This is a genomic window from Paraburkholderia sp. SUR17, assembly GCF_029536165.1.
GTDB classification, from domain to species: domain Bacteria; phylum Pseudomonadota; class Gammaproteobacteria; order Burkholderiales; family Burkholderiaceae; genus Paraburkholderia; species Paraburkholderia kururiensis.
On record NZ_CP120508.1, the window covers coordinates 2475207 to 2491996 of the forward strand.

A 16790-nucleotide genomic window follows, 5' to 3' on the forward strand; every position below is an offset into this window, starting at 1 on the left:
GAAACTCAATTTCAGAACAATGGGCGCGGAGTTTTTTTCAGAGAAGCAGCGCGAACGCCGGACCGTATCGAGATGACCGGCCTACGGCAACGCTTCTTCAGACCGGTCGTTGAAGGCCTGAAACTGCTCACGGTATTTCTCGTCACCCTGCTGCGCCGCGAACCGAAGCGGATGCACGCGTTTGACGAGCACTTCGCGCACGTCGGGCTGGGTCTTCAGAATCGTCATGACCTCGTCGATGAATTCGGCAAGCGGCATGGCGTTCGGATCGGTCGCCTGATGTGCGCCCAGCAGCTCGGTCTGCACATAAGGCGGCACGATCTCCACGACATCCACCGACGTATTGCGCAGCTGATAGCGCAGCCCATCGCTGAAAGCATGAATGGCCGCTTTCGTCGCGCAATACGTGGCGGTGGGTGCCAGCGTGAGGAACGCCAGTCCCGACGACACGAACATCACGGTGGAGCGCGCCTGCTTCTTCAGATGCGGCAGCAAGGCAGCCGTGAGACGTATCGGCGCGAGCAGATTCGTCGTGATGGTCGATTCGGCCACCGTGAGATCGACCGGTTCTTTGCGCCAGTCCTCCAGCGCCATGATGCCCGCGTTGTTGAGCACGGCATTGAGCGTCGGATAGTCGTGCACGAGCTTCGCTGCGAAGCGTTCGATGGCGCCGGCGTCGCTGACGTCGAGCACGGCTGTTTCCATGCCGGGATTCGCCTCGGCTACTTCACGCAATGCCGCCTCGCGGCGGCCCGCGATGATGACCTTGTTGCCAAGGCCGTGGAACGCTTCGGCCAGCGCACGGCCGATGCCCGAGCCGCCGCCCGTGATCAGAATCGTATTTCCGGTGACGTTCATCGTGTTCTCCTGGGGTTGACGTAGCGGAGCATAATTCCGTCAGTCTCTTTCCGGAAGTAGGCACTTTTATGGCCGATACGAACACGACGGTAAGTAATGGGACAACTGCGGCGACACCCAGGCAGACACCCACGCAGACCCACTCCGCAGCCGGCAGGCGAGTCGTATTTCAATCGCCACACGGCACGCCGTCCACGCCCGAAATCGACGACATGGTCATGCAGGCCATCGCGCGCATTGCCGACAAGTGGACCATGTGTGTGCTGGAAGTGCTGGCACAGAACGGCGTGCTGCGTTTTACGCGCATCGGCGAACTGGTGGGCGGCATCAGCCAGCGGATGCTGACGAAGACGTTGCGACAACTGGAAGACGACGGCTTCGTGACACGCACCGTTTACCCCGAAGTGCCGCCACGCGTGGAGTATCAACTGACCGAACTCGGATCGAGCCTGTGCGCGGCGTTTTGCAGCGTGTGGCTATGGGCCGAGGCGCATGGCAGCGAATTGCGCTCTATCAAGGCGTCGCGCCGTCCGTCGCGAGCAGCGAAGGACAGCGCGTAGGCGCTGATGAAAAGCCCGCGTCCGCGGTCACGTCAGATCTGCTGCTGGCCGCCGTCGACGAAGAGTTCGGCGCCATTCACGAAGCTCGAATCGTCCGAGGCAAGGAACAGCGCGGCACTCGCGATTTCGTCGGCCTCGCCGAGGCGGCCCATCGGAATCAGCGTGGCGAGATAGTCGAGCAAGCCTTGCTGTTGTGCGGCGTCCGGGCCCGCCAGTTCGGCAAGGCCGGGCGTACGCGTGGCGCCTGGGCTGATGGTGTTGATGCGAATGCCGCGGTCCTTGAGGTCGAGAATCCAGCTGCGTGCGAAGGCGCGTACGGCAGCCTTGGAGGCTGAATAGACGCTGAACGCGGCTGTTCCGGCGCTGCCCGCCGTCGAACCCGTCAGGATCACTGACGAACCCTTGCCGAGCAGCGGCAACGCCTTTTGCACCGTGAACAGCATGCCCTTGACGTTGCGGTCGAACGTATCGTCGAAGTGCTCTTCAGTGATGCTGCCAAGCGGCAGCATCGACCCGCCGCCGGCGTTCGCGAACAGCACGTCGAGACGGCCCTTCTCTTCGCGAATCTGCGCATAGAGGCGGTCGAGTTCGGCCAGCTTCGTCGAATCGACGCGCACGCCCGTGGCGCTCGCGCCGATCGACTTCACCGCCGCCTCCAGTTCCGCCTCGCGGCGGCCGGTAATGTAGACGTGCGCGCCTTCCGCCGCGAAGCGACGGGCGCTGGCGAGGCCGATGCCACTGGTTGCGCCGGTAACGAGTGCGATCTTGCCTTCGAGTTTGCGTGCCATGATGTTTCTCCTTCGTTCATTCAATGAGTGACTGAGGTACTGCGGTTCGGTGTTCGTACTGCGATGTGAGGAGAATATCGACGACCTCTTCTTTTCGAAATAGAATTAATCGAAAACCAACGTTGCAGAAATGAAATGACGAAACTGCCCGATTTCGAAGGACTCGCGATGTTTGCCAAGGTGGCTGAAGAAGGGTCGTTCGCCGCGGCGGCCCGCGCGATGGGCGTGTCCGTCGCTACCGTCTCACGCGGCGTGGCGCGTCTTGAAGACCGGCTGGGCGCACGGCTCTTCAACCGCACGTCGCGACAGCTCGCGTTGACGGAGTTCGGGCGCACCATCTGCGAGAAGGCGAGCGAGATCTATCGCCAGGCGGAAGAAGCGGAAAGCGCGGCGCGCGAGATGTCGGTGCAGCCGCGTGGACTCGTTCGCCTCGCCGTGCCGATGTCGTTCGGCTTGCGCTGGGTCGCGCCGTTGCTGCCCGGCTTCTTTCGCACGTATCCGGAGGTCAGCATCGATCTGCACCTGTCCGATGCAACCGTCGATCTGGTGGCCGAGGGCTTCGATGCGGCGCTGCGCATCGCGGCGTTGCCCGATTCGTCGCTGGTGGCGCGCCAGCTGTGCACGGTGAAGCAATTCGTTGTGGCATCGCCCGAATACCTGAAACGCGAGGGCCGGCCTACCCATCCGCGCGAGCTGGCCGACCGTCCCTGTCTCTCGTACGCGTACCGCGCGCGCAGCGACGTTTGGCGCTTCACGAACGACGCTGGCGACGAGGAACCCGTGACGCCCGTGGGTCCGCTGCGCGTCACCAATGCCGACGCCCTGCTGCCCACCTTGCTTGACGGACTCGCCATCGCCGAGTTGCCGGAGTTCATCGCGGCGGCGTATCTGGCCGATGGCAGTCTGAAAGCCATCCTCACGGACTGGTCACTGACAACAGGCGGTCTGTATTTCGTCACGCCGTCTGCGCGTTCGCGGCCCGCGAAAGTGAGCGCGCTATCGGACTACCTGGCAAAGCATCTGTCCGAGCCTTCGTGGCAGTGGCCGAAGTGATACGAGAATGCGACGCGAAGGTAAAGGGCAACGCGCCGCTGCAATCGCTTTTTGACGGCAACCGTTGCATGGCACAGGCAACCGCGCTCGCTGTCCAGCCGCTGCAAGCAACCACCGTCTCCTGCAAGTATTTCGCGTGGGCTCGCCGAACCGCCGCCGCTTCGAATTACGCTTGCGTCATGACTTCGTCCCACTTCAAGCCAGGCGCCTGATGATCAGCAACACGATGCATAGCTACCAACCCGAAAACGGACACGGATTGGCCCACGATCCGATTCCGGCCATTCTCGGTCCGCGCCCGATCGGCTGGATCTCCACGTGCGACACCGAAGGCCGCCTGAATCTCGCGCCCTACAGCTTCTTCAACGTCTTCAACTACCGCCCGCCACTGGTTGCCTTTTCAAGCGTAGGCAAGAAAGACAGCGTGCGTAATGCCGAGGCCACGCGCGAATTCGTCTGCAACCTGGCGACGCGCGACCTTGCAGAACAGCTCAATCAAACAAGTATCGAAGCCGGTCCCGAGGTGGACGAGTTCGTTCTTGCGGGGCTGACTCCAGTTGCCTGTTCCGTCGTGGCGGCTCCACGTGTCGCGCAGAGTCCGGTCGCGCTGGAGTGCCGCGTCACGCAAATCCAGCAGTTGACTCGCGCCGACGGGCACGCGCTCGACACGTGGATGGTGATGGGTGAAGTGGTCGCCGTGCATATCGATCGCGCGTTGCTGCGCGACGGCATCTACGACACTGTGAGCGCACGGCCCATTCTGCGGGCAGGCGGCCCCGCGGACTACTTCGAGATCCTGCCGCAAGGGCGTTTCACCATGTATCGGCCGAAGTAGGTGCGGCCGGCTGCGGTGTGGTCAGCTGAGGTGTGGCGGAGCGGGTGCGCCGCATTACGCCGGCGGCCGATGCCGCTCGATGAGTTCGCGCAGAATATCCTTCAACGTATCGATCTTCTGCTGGCTGAACGGTTCGAGAATCGCGCGTTCGTGTTCCTCCGCGAGCGCGATCAGCCCTGCGACAAGGCGCCGCCCGTTGCGCGTGACCCGAACCAGCGTATAGCGCCGGTCGTCGCGGCTCGTGGAGCGCTCCACATGCCCCTGGGCCTCAAGGCGCAGCAGCAGACGCGTAACGGTGGGCTGCTTGCTGACCGTCATCTGGGCCAGCACGGAAATGCTCAAGGGTCCGTTACTGGCGAGTGTCGACAGCACCCGCCATTCCAGCACCGAAAGCCCGCGCTGCTCGACCACCGCATGAAACTCGGTGGAAACGAGATGCCAGGCCTGACCGAGCAGCGCCGGCAAATAGTCGTCGACAAACGCCTTGGTTTTGGACATGCCCGTCGCTGCCTCATCGTCTTGCGGAACCAGCAGCGATTCTACCTGCCCCGCGGTGTCGGTCCGCGAGGCATCGGGTTGGACAGACACCGTCAATGCGCCCCGTCCAGCAGCGACCCAAACCCCGGCACCGCGGTGCTCAAACCCAGCCGCTTGAGCATCTGCCATGTCGTTGCTACGGATGACGAAAGAACGGGCAAACCCACGCGGTCTTCAATCGGCTGAACCGATGCCAGCGACGGCATCTGCACGCAGGCCGAGGCCACCACCGCATCGATGTTGGCCGTGTTAAGCCGCTTCGTGATCTCGATGGGCGCACGCGAGTCCTGACGGCCCACCTCCAGGTTGTCCGAAATCTCCAGCGAAATGCTGTCCACCACCTCGATGCCCTCGTTCTCGATGTAGTCGATCACGAGTTGCGTGAGCGGCTTCATGTAGGGCGTGAGAATGGACACGCGCTTTGCGCCCAGCGCATGCAGGCCATCCACGAGCGCGCCCGCGCTCGTCACGACTGGCGCCGGCCCGCCGTTCTCCTGCGTGCGACGGGCTAGCCGTTCTTCGGACACGCGGTGGTAGCCGCGCCCCATGCTCATGATCGCCACGAGGCACGCATAGCCCAGCACGTCCACGCGCGCGTCCGAAAGTTCGAGCGCGCAGCGGTCGCTGTCCGCGTCCATCGCCGCCAGTTCTTCCTTCGTGACGTGCTTCATGCGCATGCGGCTGGAATGGAACGTGAAGCGCTCCGGCGCCACGGCCTCGCGTGCGCGCAGAATCGCGGGAATTTCCGTTTCCATCGTGGTGTTCGACGACGGCACGATCTGGCCGACGCGGTAAGTACGGGCGGCGCTCAAGGCTGCGTCTCCTGGTTGAGGTCGAAACTCGATTCCGCGGCAACGTTGAGTTCGTCGTATGCCGCGGTGTCTTCGAAACGCGCTGCTTGCAGAGGACGGCGATTCACGCGCAGATCGAACACGTCGAAGCGGTTGTAGTGGCCGGTGATGTCGTGCATCTGTCGTGGTTGAATGCAGCGCGACAGATCGATATCGGCATACACGATGCCTTCCTCGTCGATGAGGGGCTGCCCGATCACGCGCCCATCCGGACCGAGTACGCCAGAAAACGCGCTGTTCCGACGGGCAAGCAGTTCGCGCGACTGCGGATGCGTCGCGGCCATCGCCTCGATGATCTCTTCGGATACCGTAGAACACGAGACGATGGTGAACAGCTTGCCCTCGAAGCAATGGGCCGCCGCGCGCACCTTGATGGCTTCCGCCATGTCGTAGTCCGCAGGCGCCACGGGCAACGCGATATAGCTCGCCACGTGCACGAGTTCGCCCTGTGCGAGCAACGCGAACCGCGCGAGCGTATTAGTGTTCTCGCCGCACGCCAGCGCGCCGAGCGGCCCGATGCTGGTGTCGTGGACGCGCAGCGCCGAGGCGTCGCCCGGTGCCCACGTGAGCTTTTCGGCCCACGTCGGCACGAGCTTGCGGTGACGCCCCAGAATGCGACCGTCGTCAGCAATGGTGACTACCGTGTTGTACAGCGTACCGATGCCATGCCGGTTGCGCTCGTTCACGCCGATCACCACGTTGATGCGATGACGTGCCGCGGCCTGGGCAATCTTCGCGATTTCAGGCCCCGGCAGTTCGATCGCGGAACGCGCGAGCTTTTCGAACCACGGGCTTGCCTCCACCGGGTTCATGATCCAGCTCCAGTACGGATAGCCGGCTACGAACACCTCGGGAAACGCCACGAGCCGGGCACCGTTGTCGGCGGCTTCTTCGATGAGACGGCAGACCTTGTCCACCGTCGCATCGGTTTGCAGGAACGCCGGCGCGGCTTGAACCGCGGCGGCCTTGAATTGCGGAAGTTCGAGCATGACGCGATCCTTCTGTCCGTGTGCGTGTGAGTACGCGTTAAGCGCGGCGCGCGTTGGCGCGCTCGAAGCCGGCACTGCCCACGCCCACCACGGGATTGCGCAGTTCCCCGATCTTTTCCAGCGTCGCCTCGATCACGTCGCCGGGCCACACCCACTCCTGCGGATTGCGGCCTGCGCCCACCCCTTCCGGCGTGCCCGTTGCGATGATGTCGCCCGGCTCCAGGGTGATGCCTGCGCTGATATCCGCGATGAGCGTCGGCACCTTGAACAGCATGTAGCGCGTGTTCGATCTTTGCTTCGTCACGCCATTCACCTTGAGACTCAAATCGAGCACGTGCGGGTCGGGAATTTCGTCGGCCGTGACGATGACGGGACCGAACGGCGCGTACGTGTCCTGCCCTTTCGAGTAAATCCATTGACCCGCACGTCGACAGTCGCGTGCACTCATGTCGATCAGCAGGCTGTAGCCGAACACGTGCCGCAGCGCGTTGCCTTCGCTTACGTTCTTCGCGCGCGTGCCCATGATCACCGCCAGCTCCACTTCCCAATCGAGCTGCTTCGTGATGGCTTCGTTGTGCTCGATCGAATCGCCCGGGCCAATCACCGTGGTGGGCGGCTTGCTGAAGATGACGGGCTGTTTCGGCAGTTCTTTGGACGTGTCCAGCGTGCGGCTCGATTCGGCCACGTGCTCCACGTAGTTGAGGCCAATGCCGAAGATGTTCTTGCGTGGCCGCGGAATAGGCGCGAGCAGCTTCACGTTCGCAAGCGGCACCGTTGTGCCGAGCGGCCAGCGTCCGTCGTATTCGGCAAGCAACGCCGTGGTGGCGGCCACCGTTTGCGGGCCGAGGTCGATGAATTCCAGCATGTCGTCCGGCAGCGGGTGGCCCGTCTGCTCGCCGAAACGCTGCAGGTCCACCACGGTGTCGCTCACGATGGCACCCAGACGTGCCGCAGCGCCAACGTGAGCGCGGAAGGTTACAAGTCGCATGTCATTCTCCAGAGAAGGTTCGGGCTCTTAAAGGAAAGCGTCGTCGCGGTTACGCCAGCGGCTGAAAGCCGCCGTTGTCGGCCAGCGCTTCCTCGCGATACAGGCCAAGTTTTTCCATGACGGGCAGGTCGTTGAAACAGAACAGGCACGCGTCTTCGCTGTTGCTCGCGTTCGCGTGCTCGTGCCACGCCCACGACGGCACGCAGAAGATGTCGCGCTCCTGCCAGTCGAAGCGGTAGCCGTTGACGATGGAGTAGCCCCGCCCCTTCGCCACCTGATAGATGAAGCTGCCCGTGTGGCGATGCGCCTTGCCGGCGAATCCGGCCGGCAGCAGTTGCATGCTGGCGCCAATCGTCGACATCACATGGCCGCCTGTCACGGGATTCGTGTAGTGCATCAATGCACCGTCGAACGGATCGGGGGCACACGCTTTGGCGTAGCGCTGCAACGTCTCATACGTGGGGGCCCACTCGTATTTGAAGAGCGGCGAATACGGCTTGTTCCAGCGTGCCTCGTGCGGCCGCAGCCCGGCGCCGCCCCAGCGCGACACGGCATCGTCCACGGGATAGCCCACCGTCTGCTGCAAGTCGGGATGCACGGCGTAGAAGCCCGCCTCCAGGGCGTTGACGAGCGGAATGTCGAGACCGTCCTGCCAGATGCAGGGCAGGCCATCGGTCTCCACGCCGTGTTCGTGCCACGTGCCGTTCGGCGTGAGCACGAAGTCGTTCGCGCCCAGCGTCATCTTGTGGCCGTCCACGATCGTGTAGGCGCCCCGCCCTTCCATGATGAAGCGCAGCGCCGACGACGAATGCGCATGAGCCGACGCCCGCTCGCCGGGGTGCATCACCTGCAACCCCGAGTACAGCCAACCCACTGCCGCCGACACATCGCGACGCCCGGGGTTGTTCAGATAGATCACGCGACGCCCGGCGCGCTCGGGCGTGACGAGCGCGACCGAGCGCAGCACGTGCTCGCGCAGGTCCGCATAACGCCACAGCACCGGCACCGATTCCGACTGCGGCTGCCACGGTTCGATCTTGTTCGCTACGGTCCACAGCGCGCCCGTCTTCAGGCGATCGAGTTCCGCGTAATACGACAGCAGTTCGGGCGTATCGGCCACGTTTGCGCGTCCCGCCACCTCTTCGCGATACTGGTCGTATGGTTGAGTGGTCATCGTCAATCTCCCAGGTGTGGATGAAATCCGGATTGCGCGGCCACGCATGCTCGCGCCGGATGACGCGCGCTCATGAGCGGCCTCGCGCGAAGCTGCGTTCCAGCTGGTCTTTACCGGGCAGCCACGGTGCGGGCCATTCCACGTCCTTCCAGCCCATCTGCGCGCTTTCACGCAAGAGCCACGACGCATCCGCGAGATGTGGACGCGACAGCGCGCAAAGATCCGCGCGGCCCGACGCGACGATGCCGTTCACCTGATCCGCTTCGGTGATCGCGCCCACCGCGATGACCGGCACGCCCGCTTCGTTGCGGATGCGGTCGGCCATCGGCGTCTGGAACATGCGGCCATACACGGGTTTCTGCTCTGCCGAGACTTCGCCCGACGACACGTCCACGAGGTCGGCACCGGCCGCATGAAGGCGCCGCGCGATTTCCACCGCTTCGTCCACGGTCGTGCCGCCTGCCACCCAGTCCGTGCTCGATATGCGCACCGAAAGCGGCAGATGGGCCGGCCACGCATCGCGCACAGATGCCAGCACTTGCAGCGCAAAGCGCAGCCGGTTCTCGAGCGAGCCGCCGTACTCGTCGGTGCGGTGATTCGTGAGCGGCGAGATGAAGCTGGACAGCAACTGCCCGTGGCCCGCCTGGAGTTCCAGCCAGTCGAAGCCGGCCTCGAGAGCGCGCCGCGTTGCGGCGACGAAGAGCGAGCGGATCTCTTCGAGATCGGCACGACTCGCTTCGCGCGGCACCTGCGAAACGCCGGGCAGGTACGGCAGCGCGCTTGCCGAAACGAGCGGCCAGTTGCCGTGCGCGAGCGGACGATCGGGCTGCTGCCAGCCCAGCTGCGTGGAGCCGCGTCGCCCCGCATGACTCAACTGCACGCCGATACGCGCGCTGCTGTGCGCATGAACAAAATCGGTGACGCCTCGCCATGCCTGGCTCTGCTCATCGTTCCAGAGGCCCGGGCATCCCGGCGTCATGCGGCCTTCGGCACAGACCGCGGTCGCCTCGGTCAGCACGAGCCCCGCACCGCCTAGTGCGCGTCCACCCAGATGAACGAGATGGAACGACCCAGGCACGCCGTTCTCGCTCGAATAAAGCAGCGTGGGCGAAACCACGACGCGGTTCTTCAACGTCACACCGCGCACTGTGTAAGGGGTGAGCAGCGGCGGCCGCGGTCGTTCGCCTGCCGCGGCTGGTGTTCCGGCACGTTGTGCGAGCCAGCGCTCGTAATCGTCCAGCCACTTCGGGTCACGCAGGCGCAGGTTCTCGTGCGAGATGCGTTGCGAGCGCGTGAGCAGCGAATAGGCGAACTGTTCGGGCTCCAGGTCTGCATAGCGCGCGACGTTCTCGAACCACTCCGTGGAATTGCGCGCGGCGTTCTGGATCTTCAGTACCTCGACGCTTCGCACCGCTTCGTAATGCGCGAGTGCGTCGTGCAGATCGTCGGGCTTGGCCTTGAGCACGTTGGTGAGCTCGATGGCATCTTCGACTGCCAGCTTGGTGCCCGATCCAATCGAGAAGTGCGCCGTATGCGCCGCATCGCCCATCAGCACGACCGGCACGTCGCGGCCGGCATTGCCGTCAGGCCGCGTCCAATGCACCCACTTGCCGCAGATCACGCGCGGAAAGCGAATCCAGATGGCCGAGCCGCGCAGGTGTGACGCATTCGAGATCAACCGCTCGCCTTGCAGCCACGGCGAGAAGAGTTGCTCGCAGAAGGCGATGCCCTCTTCCTGCGACATCTTGTCGATACCTGCGGCGTGCCACGTCTCGTCGGTGGTCTCCACGATGAACGTGGAGCGACCTTCTTCGAAGCGGTAGGCATGCGCCTGGAACCAGCCGTGCTCGGTCGGCACGAAGATGAACGTGAACGCATCGAACAGCCGGTTCGTACCGAGCCAGACGAAGCGGCATTGGCGCTGATCGATGTCCGGTTGAAACGTCTCGGCGTAACGCGTGCGCACGGGGCTGTTGATGCCGTCCGACGCGATCACGAGATCGGCGCCGTAATGTCTTGCCACCTCCTGATCGTCACGCACATCGGTCTCGAATACGAGCTGGACGCCGACCTGCTCGCAGCGCGCCTGGAGAATGTTCAACAGCTTTTTTCGGCCGATGCCGATGAAGCCGTGGCCACCGCTGCGAACGCATTGGCCCTTGAAATGAATGTCGATGTCGTCCCAGCGGCTGAACTCGTCGGCAATCTGCTGGGCCGACACAGGGTCGGCTGCGCGCAGGTTGTCGAGCGTGGCGTCGGAGAACACCACGCCCCAACCGAAGGTGTCATACGGGCGGTTGCGCTCGATCACGACCACTTCGTTGGACGGATTCTGGAGCTTCATCAGCAACCCGAAATAAAGCCCCGCCGGGCCGCCGCCGATACACGCAATTTTCATCATCGTCTCCTTCTTACCCGTTGACCGCATCGACGGTCAGAGCCCGCCGCAGAATGTCGGGAATATCGATTGCACGGTGCGTCTCCAGCGACGTGGAAACCACCACCTGGGTCACGCTCATGCGCACCTCGCCGTCCGCACCCACGCAACTGAGCGCGAGCGTCAGCGACTTGCCGCCTAGGCGCGCCACCTCAAGCGTCAGTTCGACGTCGTCGCCCATGCGGCTGATGGCACGGAAATCCGCTTCGAGCCGGACCGTCGGCAAGCCGAACCGATGCTTGCCGATATAACCGGCGAAGCCCTCCGTAATCAGGCTGTCGATCCACGCTTCCAGCAGGTTGTTGAACATCACGAAGTACTGCGGGTAAAACACAATGCCCGCGGGATCGCATTCGGCGAAGCGGATGCGGTGCGGCTTCGAAAATTTGCGCGGGCTCATGCGGGCTGCCCTCCGAGCGAAAACGCGTGGCGATCGAGGCATGCGCGAAGCTGGTGACCGTGCTCGTCGGCAAGCGCGGCCTCTCTGAGTTCGCGCAACGTGCGCGGTGCAAGCGAGCGCAGATGCCGATCCACCACAGCCATCAAGGCTTCGTAATTCTTCAGACCGCGTGCATGGGTGTCGCCGTAGCCTTTCACGAGCCGCTGGCAACGGGCGATTTCGAGCGCCAGTACCCCATCCACACCCGCTGCGCTGCGAATGCGAGCGAGCCAGGTCTCGATACGCGCGTTTTCGAGCGCGTAGCGCAACGTAGTGCGCCGCCCGCGCTTCCAGCGCGCCAGCAGATACAGCAGCAGGAAGCCACCCAGCCCGCTCGTGCGCACCACGCGGCCCGCCGTGGTGAAGCGCGCCACGAAACGATGCACCGCGTGCGGTCGCGCAAGCCAGCGGCCCAGCGGCGCAGGCAAGGTTTCGCAGATCTCCTCCATGCGGGGGTGCATGAACTCGTTGATCTGCAACAGCTGGTCGGCCTTCGCGCGAACCTCGCCGCGCACCCGCTCGAAGCGGCTCGCTCGGGTCTTCAGGTCTGCCACACGAATCGTGTCTTCGTACGACATCCACAGTGCGAGGTGCCGCGCCGTTTCGCCCAGCAATTCGGCATCGGCGTCGCGCGATGCGAGGCGCACCGCATCGAGCCGGTCCAGATACAAGTCCGCATACGCGACGTCCTGGTAGTCGAGCAGGCGCCGCACGCCTTCGAGCGCGAGCGTTTGAACGTCGGCGGGCAAAGCCCGTACCCGCTCGACGAGCGCGGCAACCGCAGGGTCGCGCGGGTTGCCGACCGTTGAGGCGGGCGTCGCGGTAGCCTCCGCCCCGCCTGCCGGGCGCGCCGCGCGTGCAGCCGTATAGCCCGCATCGAATGCCTTGAGACTCGGCTTGACGCCTACGCCGCCGCGCTCGATGGTCGCCTCGAACTGCGCGCGATTGAATGGCAGCACGTCCGCGGCGCTCAGGGCGCCGAACAGCACGGCGCTGATAACACTGCCGGTTCGTTCCGCCACCTGCGCCATATCGAAGCTGACGAAGCGCTTCGCGGCGCGATGCGCGTGATGTGCCAGCGCATCGCTGTTCACGCGGCCATCGCCCATTGCCGATTTCTCCGCGATGGAGTACACGCGATGGCTCGATGCAATCAACGTGGTGCGTTCGGGCGTGACGATGCCGCGCTGCACTGCGCGCCCTGCTTCCATCAGCTCGGACGCCAGCACGATATCCACGTCGCCCGGCATGGGCATCAGCGCGAGTACCGGTGCACGCGGCACAGGTTCGGCACCGTGCGGAAACAGCTCGACGTAATAGATCGTGGCGCCGGTACGTTGCGCGACGCCGGGCACAGAGGTGGTCTGCGCGAAATAGCCGTTCTCTTCGCCCAGGTTGACGACCCAGTCGGCCAGTACGCCGCCGCCTTCCCCGCCCATGGCGAGTATCGCGATCTTGATTGGCTCAGCAACCATGGTGGAACTCCTGCAATGCGTTGTTACGGCTGCTCGTTTTCATGGCGCTGTCCTCAGAATGCATACCGGGCGCGCCGCTTCGCTTCGCCGCGCTGCAACCAGCCGATGACGGCGTTGCGAACACGCTGACGCAGCCGGTCGATACGCGTCGGATTACTGACGATCTGCGCGCGATAGAACGACGGGCACAGTACCGCCGCATGCGAAACCTCGCCGCACAAGCCGCACCCCACACAGCTGTCCACCACCGTGGCAACCGGATCGCGACGCAGCGGATCGGGATTCGGCTTGATCGAAAGCGATGGGCACCCCGAGAGCCGGATACACGAGTGATCGCCTGTGCACGTATCCGGGTCTACGCCGAAGCGCTCGCGCACCACGCGCTCGCCCGCGGCAATGGCCTTGCGCACCTTCGGCTTCTCGCGCCGCTGCTTGTTCAGCATGCATTCGCTCTGGGCAATCAGCACCTTTGGCCCCTTCACCTTCGTGGTCAGGGCTTCGCGCAACGTCGCCGTCATGGTCTTGAGGTCGTACGTGCGCTTGATCGTGCGAACCCATTGCACGCCCACGCCACGCACCGCCCGTTCGATTTCGTGTCCGGTGCTGCGCGTCGGATTGAGCGCCGTGGAAGACAGAATGTCCTGACCACCCGTTGCCGACGTATAGCTGTTGTCCACGATCACGGTGAGGTTGTCGCTGCGATTGAACACCGCATTGGCCACACCGCTCGTGAGCCCGTTGTGCCAAAAGCCGCCGTCGCCCATCACCGAGATTGCGCGCTTGCCGGCCGGCGCATTGAGCGCGGCAGCACCGGCACCACCCAGGCCGTAGCCCATCGTCGTGTTGCCGAGGTTGAACGGCGGAAGAATGGAGAACAGGTGGCAACCGATGTCGGCGCTCACGTGATGCGGGCCCAGTTCACGCTCGACGAGTTTCATCGCGGTGAAGATGGGGCGCTCGGGACAACCGGTGCAGAAACCGGGCGGCCGCGCATGCACGGCGTGATCGAGCGCGGGCAGTTCGTTGGCGTCCTCGCTTTGGCTAGACGCGGCCACCACCGGGATGACCTTGCGCTGCGGTGCCACTGCCTCTGCCGCGGGCTGCACCACGGATTGTGCCTGGAGCGCGCCGTATCGTTCGAGAAACACCCGCACGCCGGCCAGTACCGTCGCGGTGTTGTATTCGCCCGCAAGCGGCAGCAGGTCTTTGCCGTGCAGTTCGATCTCGATGCCCAGCGTGCGAAGAATGCTGGCCACGTTCTGCTCGACGAAATTCGGCTGGCCCTCTTCGAGTACGAGTACCGCGCGCTTGCCGCGACAGAACCGCTCGAATTCGTCGTCCACCAGCGGATACGCCACGTTCATGACGTAAAGCGGAATCTTCGTTTCGCCGTAGACGTCGGCGAGACCCAGCTTCGTGAGCGCGCGGATCAGCGTGTTGTAGGTGCCGCCCTGCAATGCAATGCCCACGTCCGCCGCATCTTCCGCGAAGAACTCGTTGAGCTTGCGTTCCTGAATGAAGCGGATGGCCGCGGGCCAGCGCTGCTCCACCTTCTCCTTTTCGTGCTGAAAACTCGCAGGCGGCAACACGATGCGGCTCAGGTCGCGCGTGGGCTGCTCCAGTGCGTCCTTGATCGTGAATGCCGAGCGTCGGTTCGCCGAGGTCACGAATTGACCGTGCACATGGCACGCGCGAATGCGCATCTGCAACATGACGGGCGTGCTGCTCGCTTCGGAAAGATCGAAACCGTCTTTGACCGCCTGCACGATGCACGGCAGGTTGGGACGCGGATCGAGCAGCCACATCTGCGACTTCATCGCGAACGCGTGGCTGCGCTCCTGCATGATCGACGACCCCTCGCCGTAGTCTTCACCCACGATGATGAGCGCGCCGCCCAGCACGCCGCCCGACGCAAGATTCGCGAGCGCGTCAGACGCCACGTTGGTGCCCACCGTCGCCTTGAACGTGACGGCACCGCGCAGCGGATAGTTGACCGAAGCGGCCAGGGTCGCAGCCGCCGTGGCTTCGCTCGCGCTGTTCTCGAAGCGGATGCCATGTTCGGCAAGCACGTCTTGCGCGTCGGCAAGCACATCCATCAGGTGCGAAATCGGCGCGCCCTGATAGCCCGCCACATAGGCCACGCCCGATTCGAGCAGCGCTTTCGTCACGGCGAGAATGCCCTCGCCGCTGAACAGCTCGCCGTCGCCAAGACGCAGCTTCTTCACTTCCTCCACAAACGACCGCTCGGCCATCGTGCTCCTCTCTAGCGTTTCGTCCCACACTCAGTTCATGGGTGCACTTTCGTCGGCCACATTGCGTGCGTCAATACATGATTAATCATGTGTTTCTACTTTTTGCAGGCCGCGGACAAACGCTGCACGATCGGGATAGGAAGCGGCTCCGGGGCCGGTCAGCCGACGCCGTCTCACGCAATAACGGGTGGCGAAACGCACCGCAGATGCCAGGTTTTCTGCGGATTCCCGTTATCCAAACTCAGGCGTACGATCGAACGCGATTCATGCAATCGCTGCGCTGCGCCGCACGCTTGCATGAAAAATCATGTACAGCGGCATGGTTCTTGCGTAACGACTCTCGCGTCACGCACGCCGCTACAGAAGAACATCTGGTGCCTGAAGCCACCGAACGTCAGCTTCAGGCACCGTAATGCACACCCGCTGCTCGTGGGGTACCGCCATGCTCGCTGCCCTGTCATCCACCACCGTCGTTCGCGCGGCGCCTCTTTCCGGCATGCCGGTCGAACGCGCGCTCAGCGATCGCGAACGGCTGCTGTTCGCCTCGGCCGATATCGACGAAGTACGCTCCATGGTGGGAAGAGTGATGAAACCGCACCGCCTTGGCGTGGTCGGGCACGGCCCGCGGCTGGACGCACGGATGTACCACGCGGCGCTAGGCGACCTCTCCGTGAGCCGCTTGCGTTATGGGGCAACGGTCGAGATCGAACCCGGTCCGCTCGAAAGCTTTTTTCTGGTGCAGATGCCCCTCACTGGCGGCGCAGAGATTCGAAGCGGTGCACAGCAAATCGAATCGACGCAGGAGCTGGCCTCTGTACTGAGTCCCGACGACGAAACACGCATGCGGTGGGAAGCGGGCAACGAGCAATTCATGCTGCGCATTTCGCGTTCGCTCGTGGAACGTACGTTGATCGGCTACCTGGGTCACCCCCTGGACCGCCCGCTGCGCTTCGAACTCGGCTTCCGCTGGCGCGACACGGTAGCGTGGCGTTGTCTGATGAACTATCTGGCGGAGTGCTCCGCGCAGTTTCCCGAACTTGCGCAACACAAGCTCGTGATGGACCAGATCGAGCAGCTGGCGGCCTCCACGCTGCTCGCGGCGCATCGTCATAACTACAGCGAAACGGGCCCCGTACGCCGCACGACCATCCTGCCCCGGCACATCCGGCGCGCCCAGGATTATCTGAAGGCGAATGCGCACGAGCCGATCAGCGCAGAGCAACTCGCCCTGGTAGCGGGCGTTAGCATGCGCAGCCTCTATGCCGGCTTCAAAGAGTTTCTGGGCGTGAGCCCGATGCAGTATCTGCGCGACCTGCGCATGGAGTGCGCCCGCACGGAACTGATGACGGGCGAGGTCTCCAACGTGTCGGGTGTCGCACTGCGCTGGGGGTTCGCTCATATGGGCCGCTTCAGCAACGAATACAAGCTGCGGTATGGGGAAAGCCCGAGTCAGACACTGCGCAGACGATAGACGTCAATAACACAGAGAACAAAAAAACCGGCCCCAACCACGGGCCGGCGAGTCACCCTCTTGCAGATCTCAACCGGGTCGGC

General features: G+C 63.8%; 15 protein-coding genes. 4 read left to right on the forward strand and 11 right to left on the reverse strand.

Going from position 1 to position 16790, the window contains the following annotated elements; genetic code table 11:
- Positions 1-81: 81 nt before the first annotated feature.
- Complete coding sequence (locus tag P2869_RS10755; RefSeq protein ID WP_126878413.1) at positions 82-858, reverse strand: SDR family oxidoreductase; 777 nt, start codon at positions 856-858, stop codon at positions 82-84.
- 68 nt (positions 859-926) lie between these two features.
- On the opposite strand from P2869_RS10755, the gene P2869_RS10760 reads away from it, so the two are divergent.
- Positions 927-1418 carry a helix-turn-helix domain-containing protein gene (locus P2869_RS10760; protein WP_277596434.1) on the forward strand — a complete coding sequence of 164 codons (492 nt, stop codon included), beginning with the start codon at positions 927-929 and terminating at the stop codon, positions 1416-1418.
- Between the two features lie 32 nt (positions 1419-1450).
- On the opposite strand, the gene P2869_RS10765 is transcribed toward P2869_RS10760, so the two are convergent.
- Positions 1451-2206: an SDR family oxidoreductase gene (locus P2869_RS10765; protein WP_277596435.1), complete on the reverse strand. Its 756-nt coding sequence runs from the start codon at positions 2204-2206 to the stop codon at positions 1451-1453.
- Positions 2207-2341: 135 nt separating this feature from the next.
- Between P2869_RS10765 and P2869_RS10770 the strand changes: the two genes are divergently transcribed.
- Entirely contained in the window at positions 2342-3259 is a 918-nt protein-coding gene (locus P2869_RS10770) for a LysR family transcriptional regulator (RefSeq protein WP_277596436.1), read from the forward strand.
- A 211-nt stretch (positions 3260-3470) separates the two neighbouring features.
- Complete coding sequence (locus tag P2869_RS10775; protein WP_277596437.1) at positions 3471-4094, forward strand: flavin reductase family protein; 624 nt, start codon at positions 3471-3473, stop codon at positions 4092-4094.
- A gap of 54 nt (positions 4095-4148) precedes the next feature.
- Here the strand turns inward: P2869_RS10775 and P2869_RS10780 are convergent, their stop codons facing one another.
- The 9 genes from P2869_RS10780 to P2869_RS10820 all read right to left on the reverse strand — a co-directional run bounded on the left by P2869_RS10780 (position 4149) and on the right by P2869_RS10820 (position 15236).
- On the reverse strand, positions 4149-4592 hold the full coding sequence (locus P2869_RS10780; protein ID WP_026121766.1) for a MarR family transcriptional regulator: 444 nt from the start codon (positions 4590-4592) through the stop codon (positions 4149-4151).
- 92 nt (positions 4593-4684) lie between these two features.
- On the reverse strand, positions 4685-5443 hold the full coding sequence (locus P2869_RS10785) for an Asp/Glu racemase (RefSeq protein ID WP_277596438.1): 759 nt from the start codon (positions 5441-5443) through the stop codon (positions 4685-4687).
- Positions 5440-6471, reverse strand: coding sequence for a carbon-nitrogen hydrolase family protein (locus P2869_RS10790; protein WP_017776350.1), 1032 nt, complete (start codon positions 6469-6471; stop codon positions 5440-5442). The genes P2869_RS10785 and P2869_RS10790 overlap by 4 nt, the downstream gene beginning before the upstream one ends.
- A 37-nt stretch (positions 6472-6508) precedes the next feature.
- On the reverse strand, positions 6509-7459 hold the full coding sequence (locus tag P2869_RS10795) for a fumarylacetoacetate hydrolase family protein (RefSeq protein ID WP_277596439.1): 951 nt from the start codon (positions 7457-7459) through the stop codon (positions 6509-6511).
- A 49-nt stretch (positions 7460-7508) separates the two neighbouring features.
- On the reverse strand, positions 7509-8633 hold the full coding sequence (locus tag P2869_RS10800) for a cupin domain-containing protein (protein WP_277596440.1): 1125 nt from the start codon (positions 8631-8633) through the stop codon (positions 7509-7511).
- Positions 8634-8703: 70 nt separating this feature from the next.
- Positions 8704-11031 (reverse strand): bifunctional salicylyl-CoA 5-hydroxylase/oxidoreductase, encoded by a 2328-nt coding sequence (locus P2869_RS10805; RefSeq protein WP_277598113.1) that lies wholly within the window; start codon positions 11029-11031, stop codon positions 8704-8706.
- Between the two features lie 13 nt (positions 11032-11044).
- Positions 11045-11470 (reverse strand): thioesterase family protein, encoded by a 426-nt coding sequence (locus P2869_RS10810; RefSeq protein WP_277596441.1) that lies wholly within the window; start codon positions 11468-11470, stop codon positions 11045-11047.
- Positions 11467-12984, reverse strand: a complete 1518-nt coding sequence (locus P2869_RS10815) for an indolepyruvate oxidoreductase subunit beta family protein (RefSeq protein WP_277596442.1) — start codon at positions 12982-12984, stop codon at positions 11467-11469. Before P2869_RS10815 ends, P2869_RS10810 begins: the two co-directional genes overlap by 4 nt.
- 53 nt (positions 12985-13037) lie before the next feature.
- Positions 13038-15236: an indolepyruvate ferredoxin oxidoreductase subunit alpha gene (locus P2869_RS10820; RefSeq protein WP_277596443.1), complete on the reverse strand. Its 2199-nt coding sequence runs from the start codon at positions 15234-15236 to the stop codon at positions 13038-13040.
- 442 nt (positions 15237-15678) lie between these two features.
- Between P2869_RS10820 and P2869_RS10825 the strand changes: the two genes are divergently transcribed.
- Entirely contained in the window at positions 15679-16707 is a 1029-nt protein-coding gene (locus P2869_RS10825; protein ID WP_277596444.1) for an AraC family transcriptional regulator, read from the forward strand.
- Positions 16708-16790 lie beyond the last annotated feature (83 nt).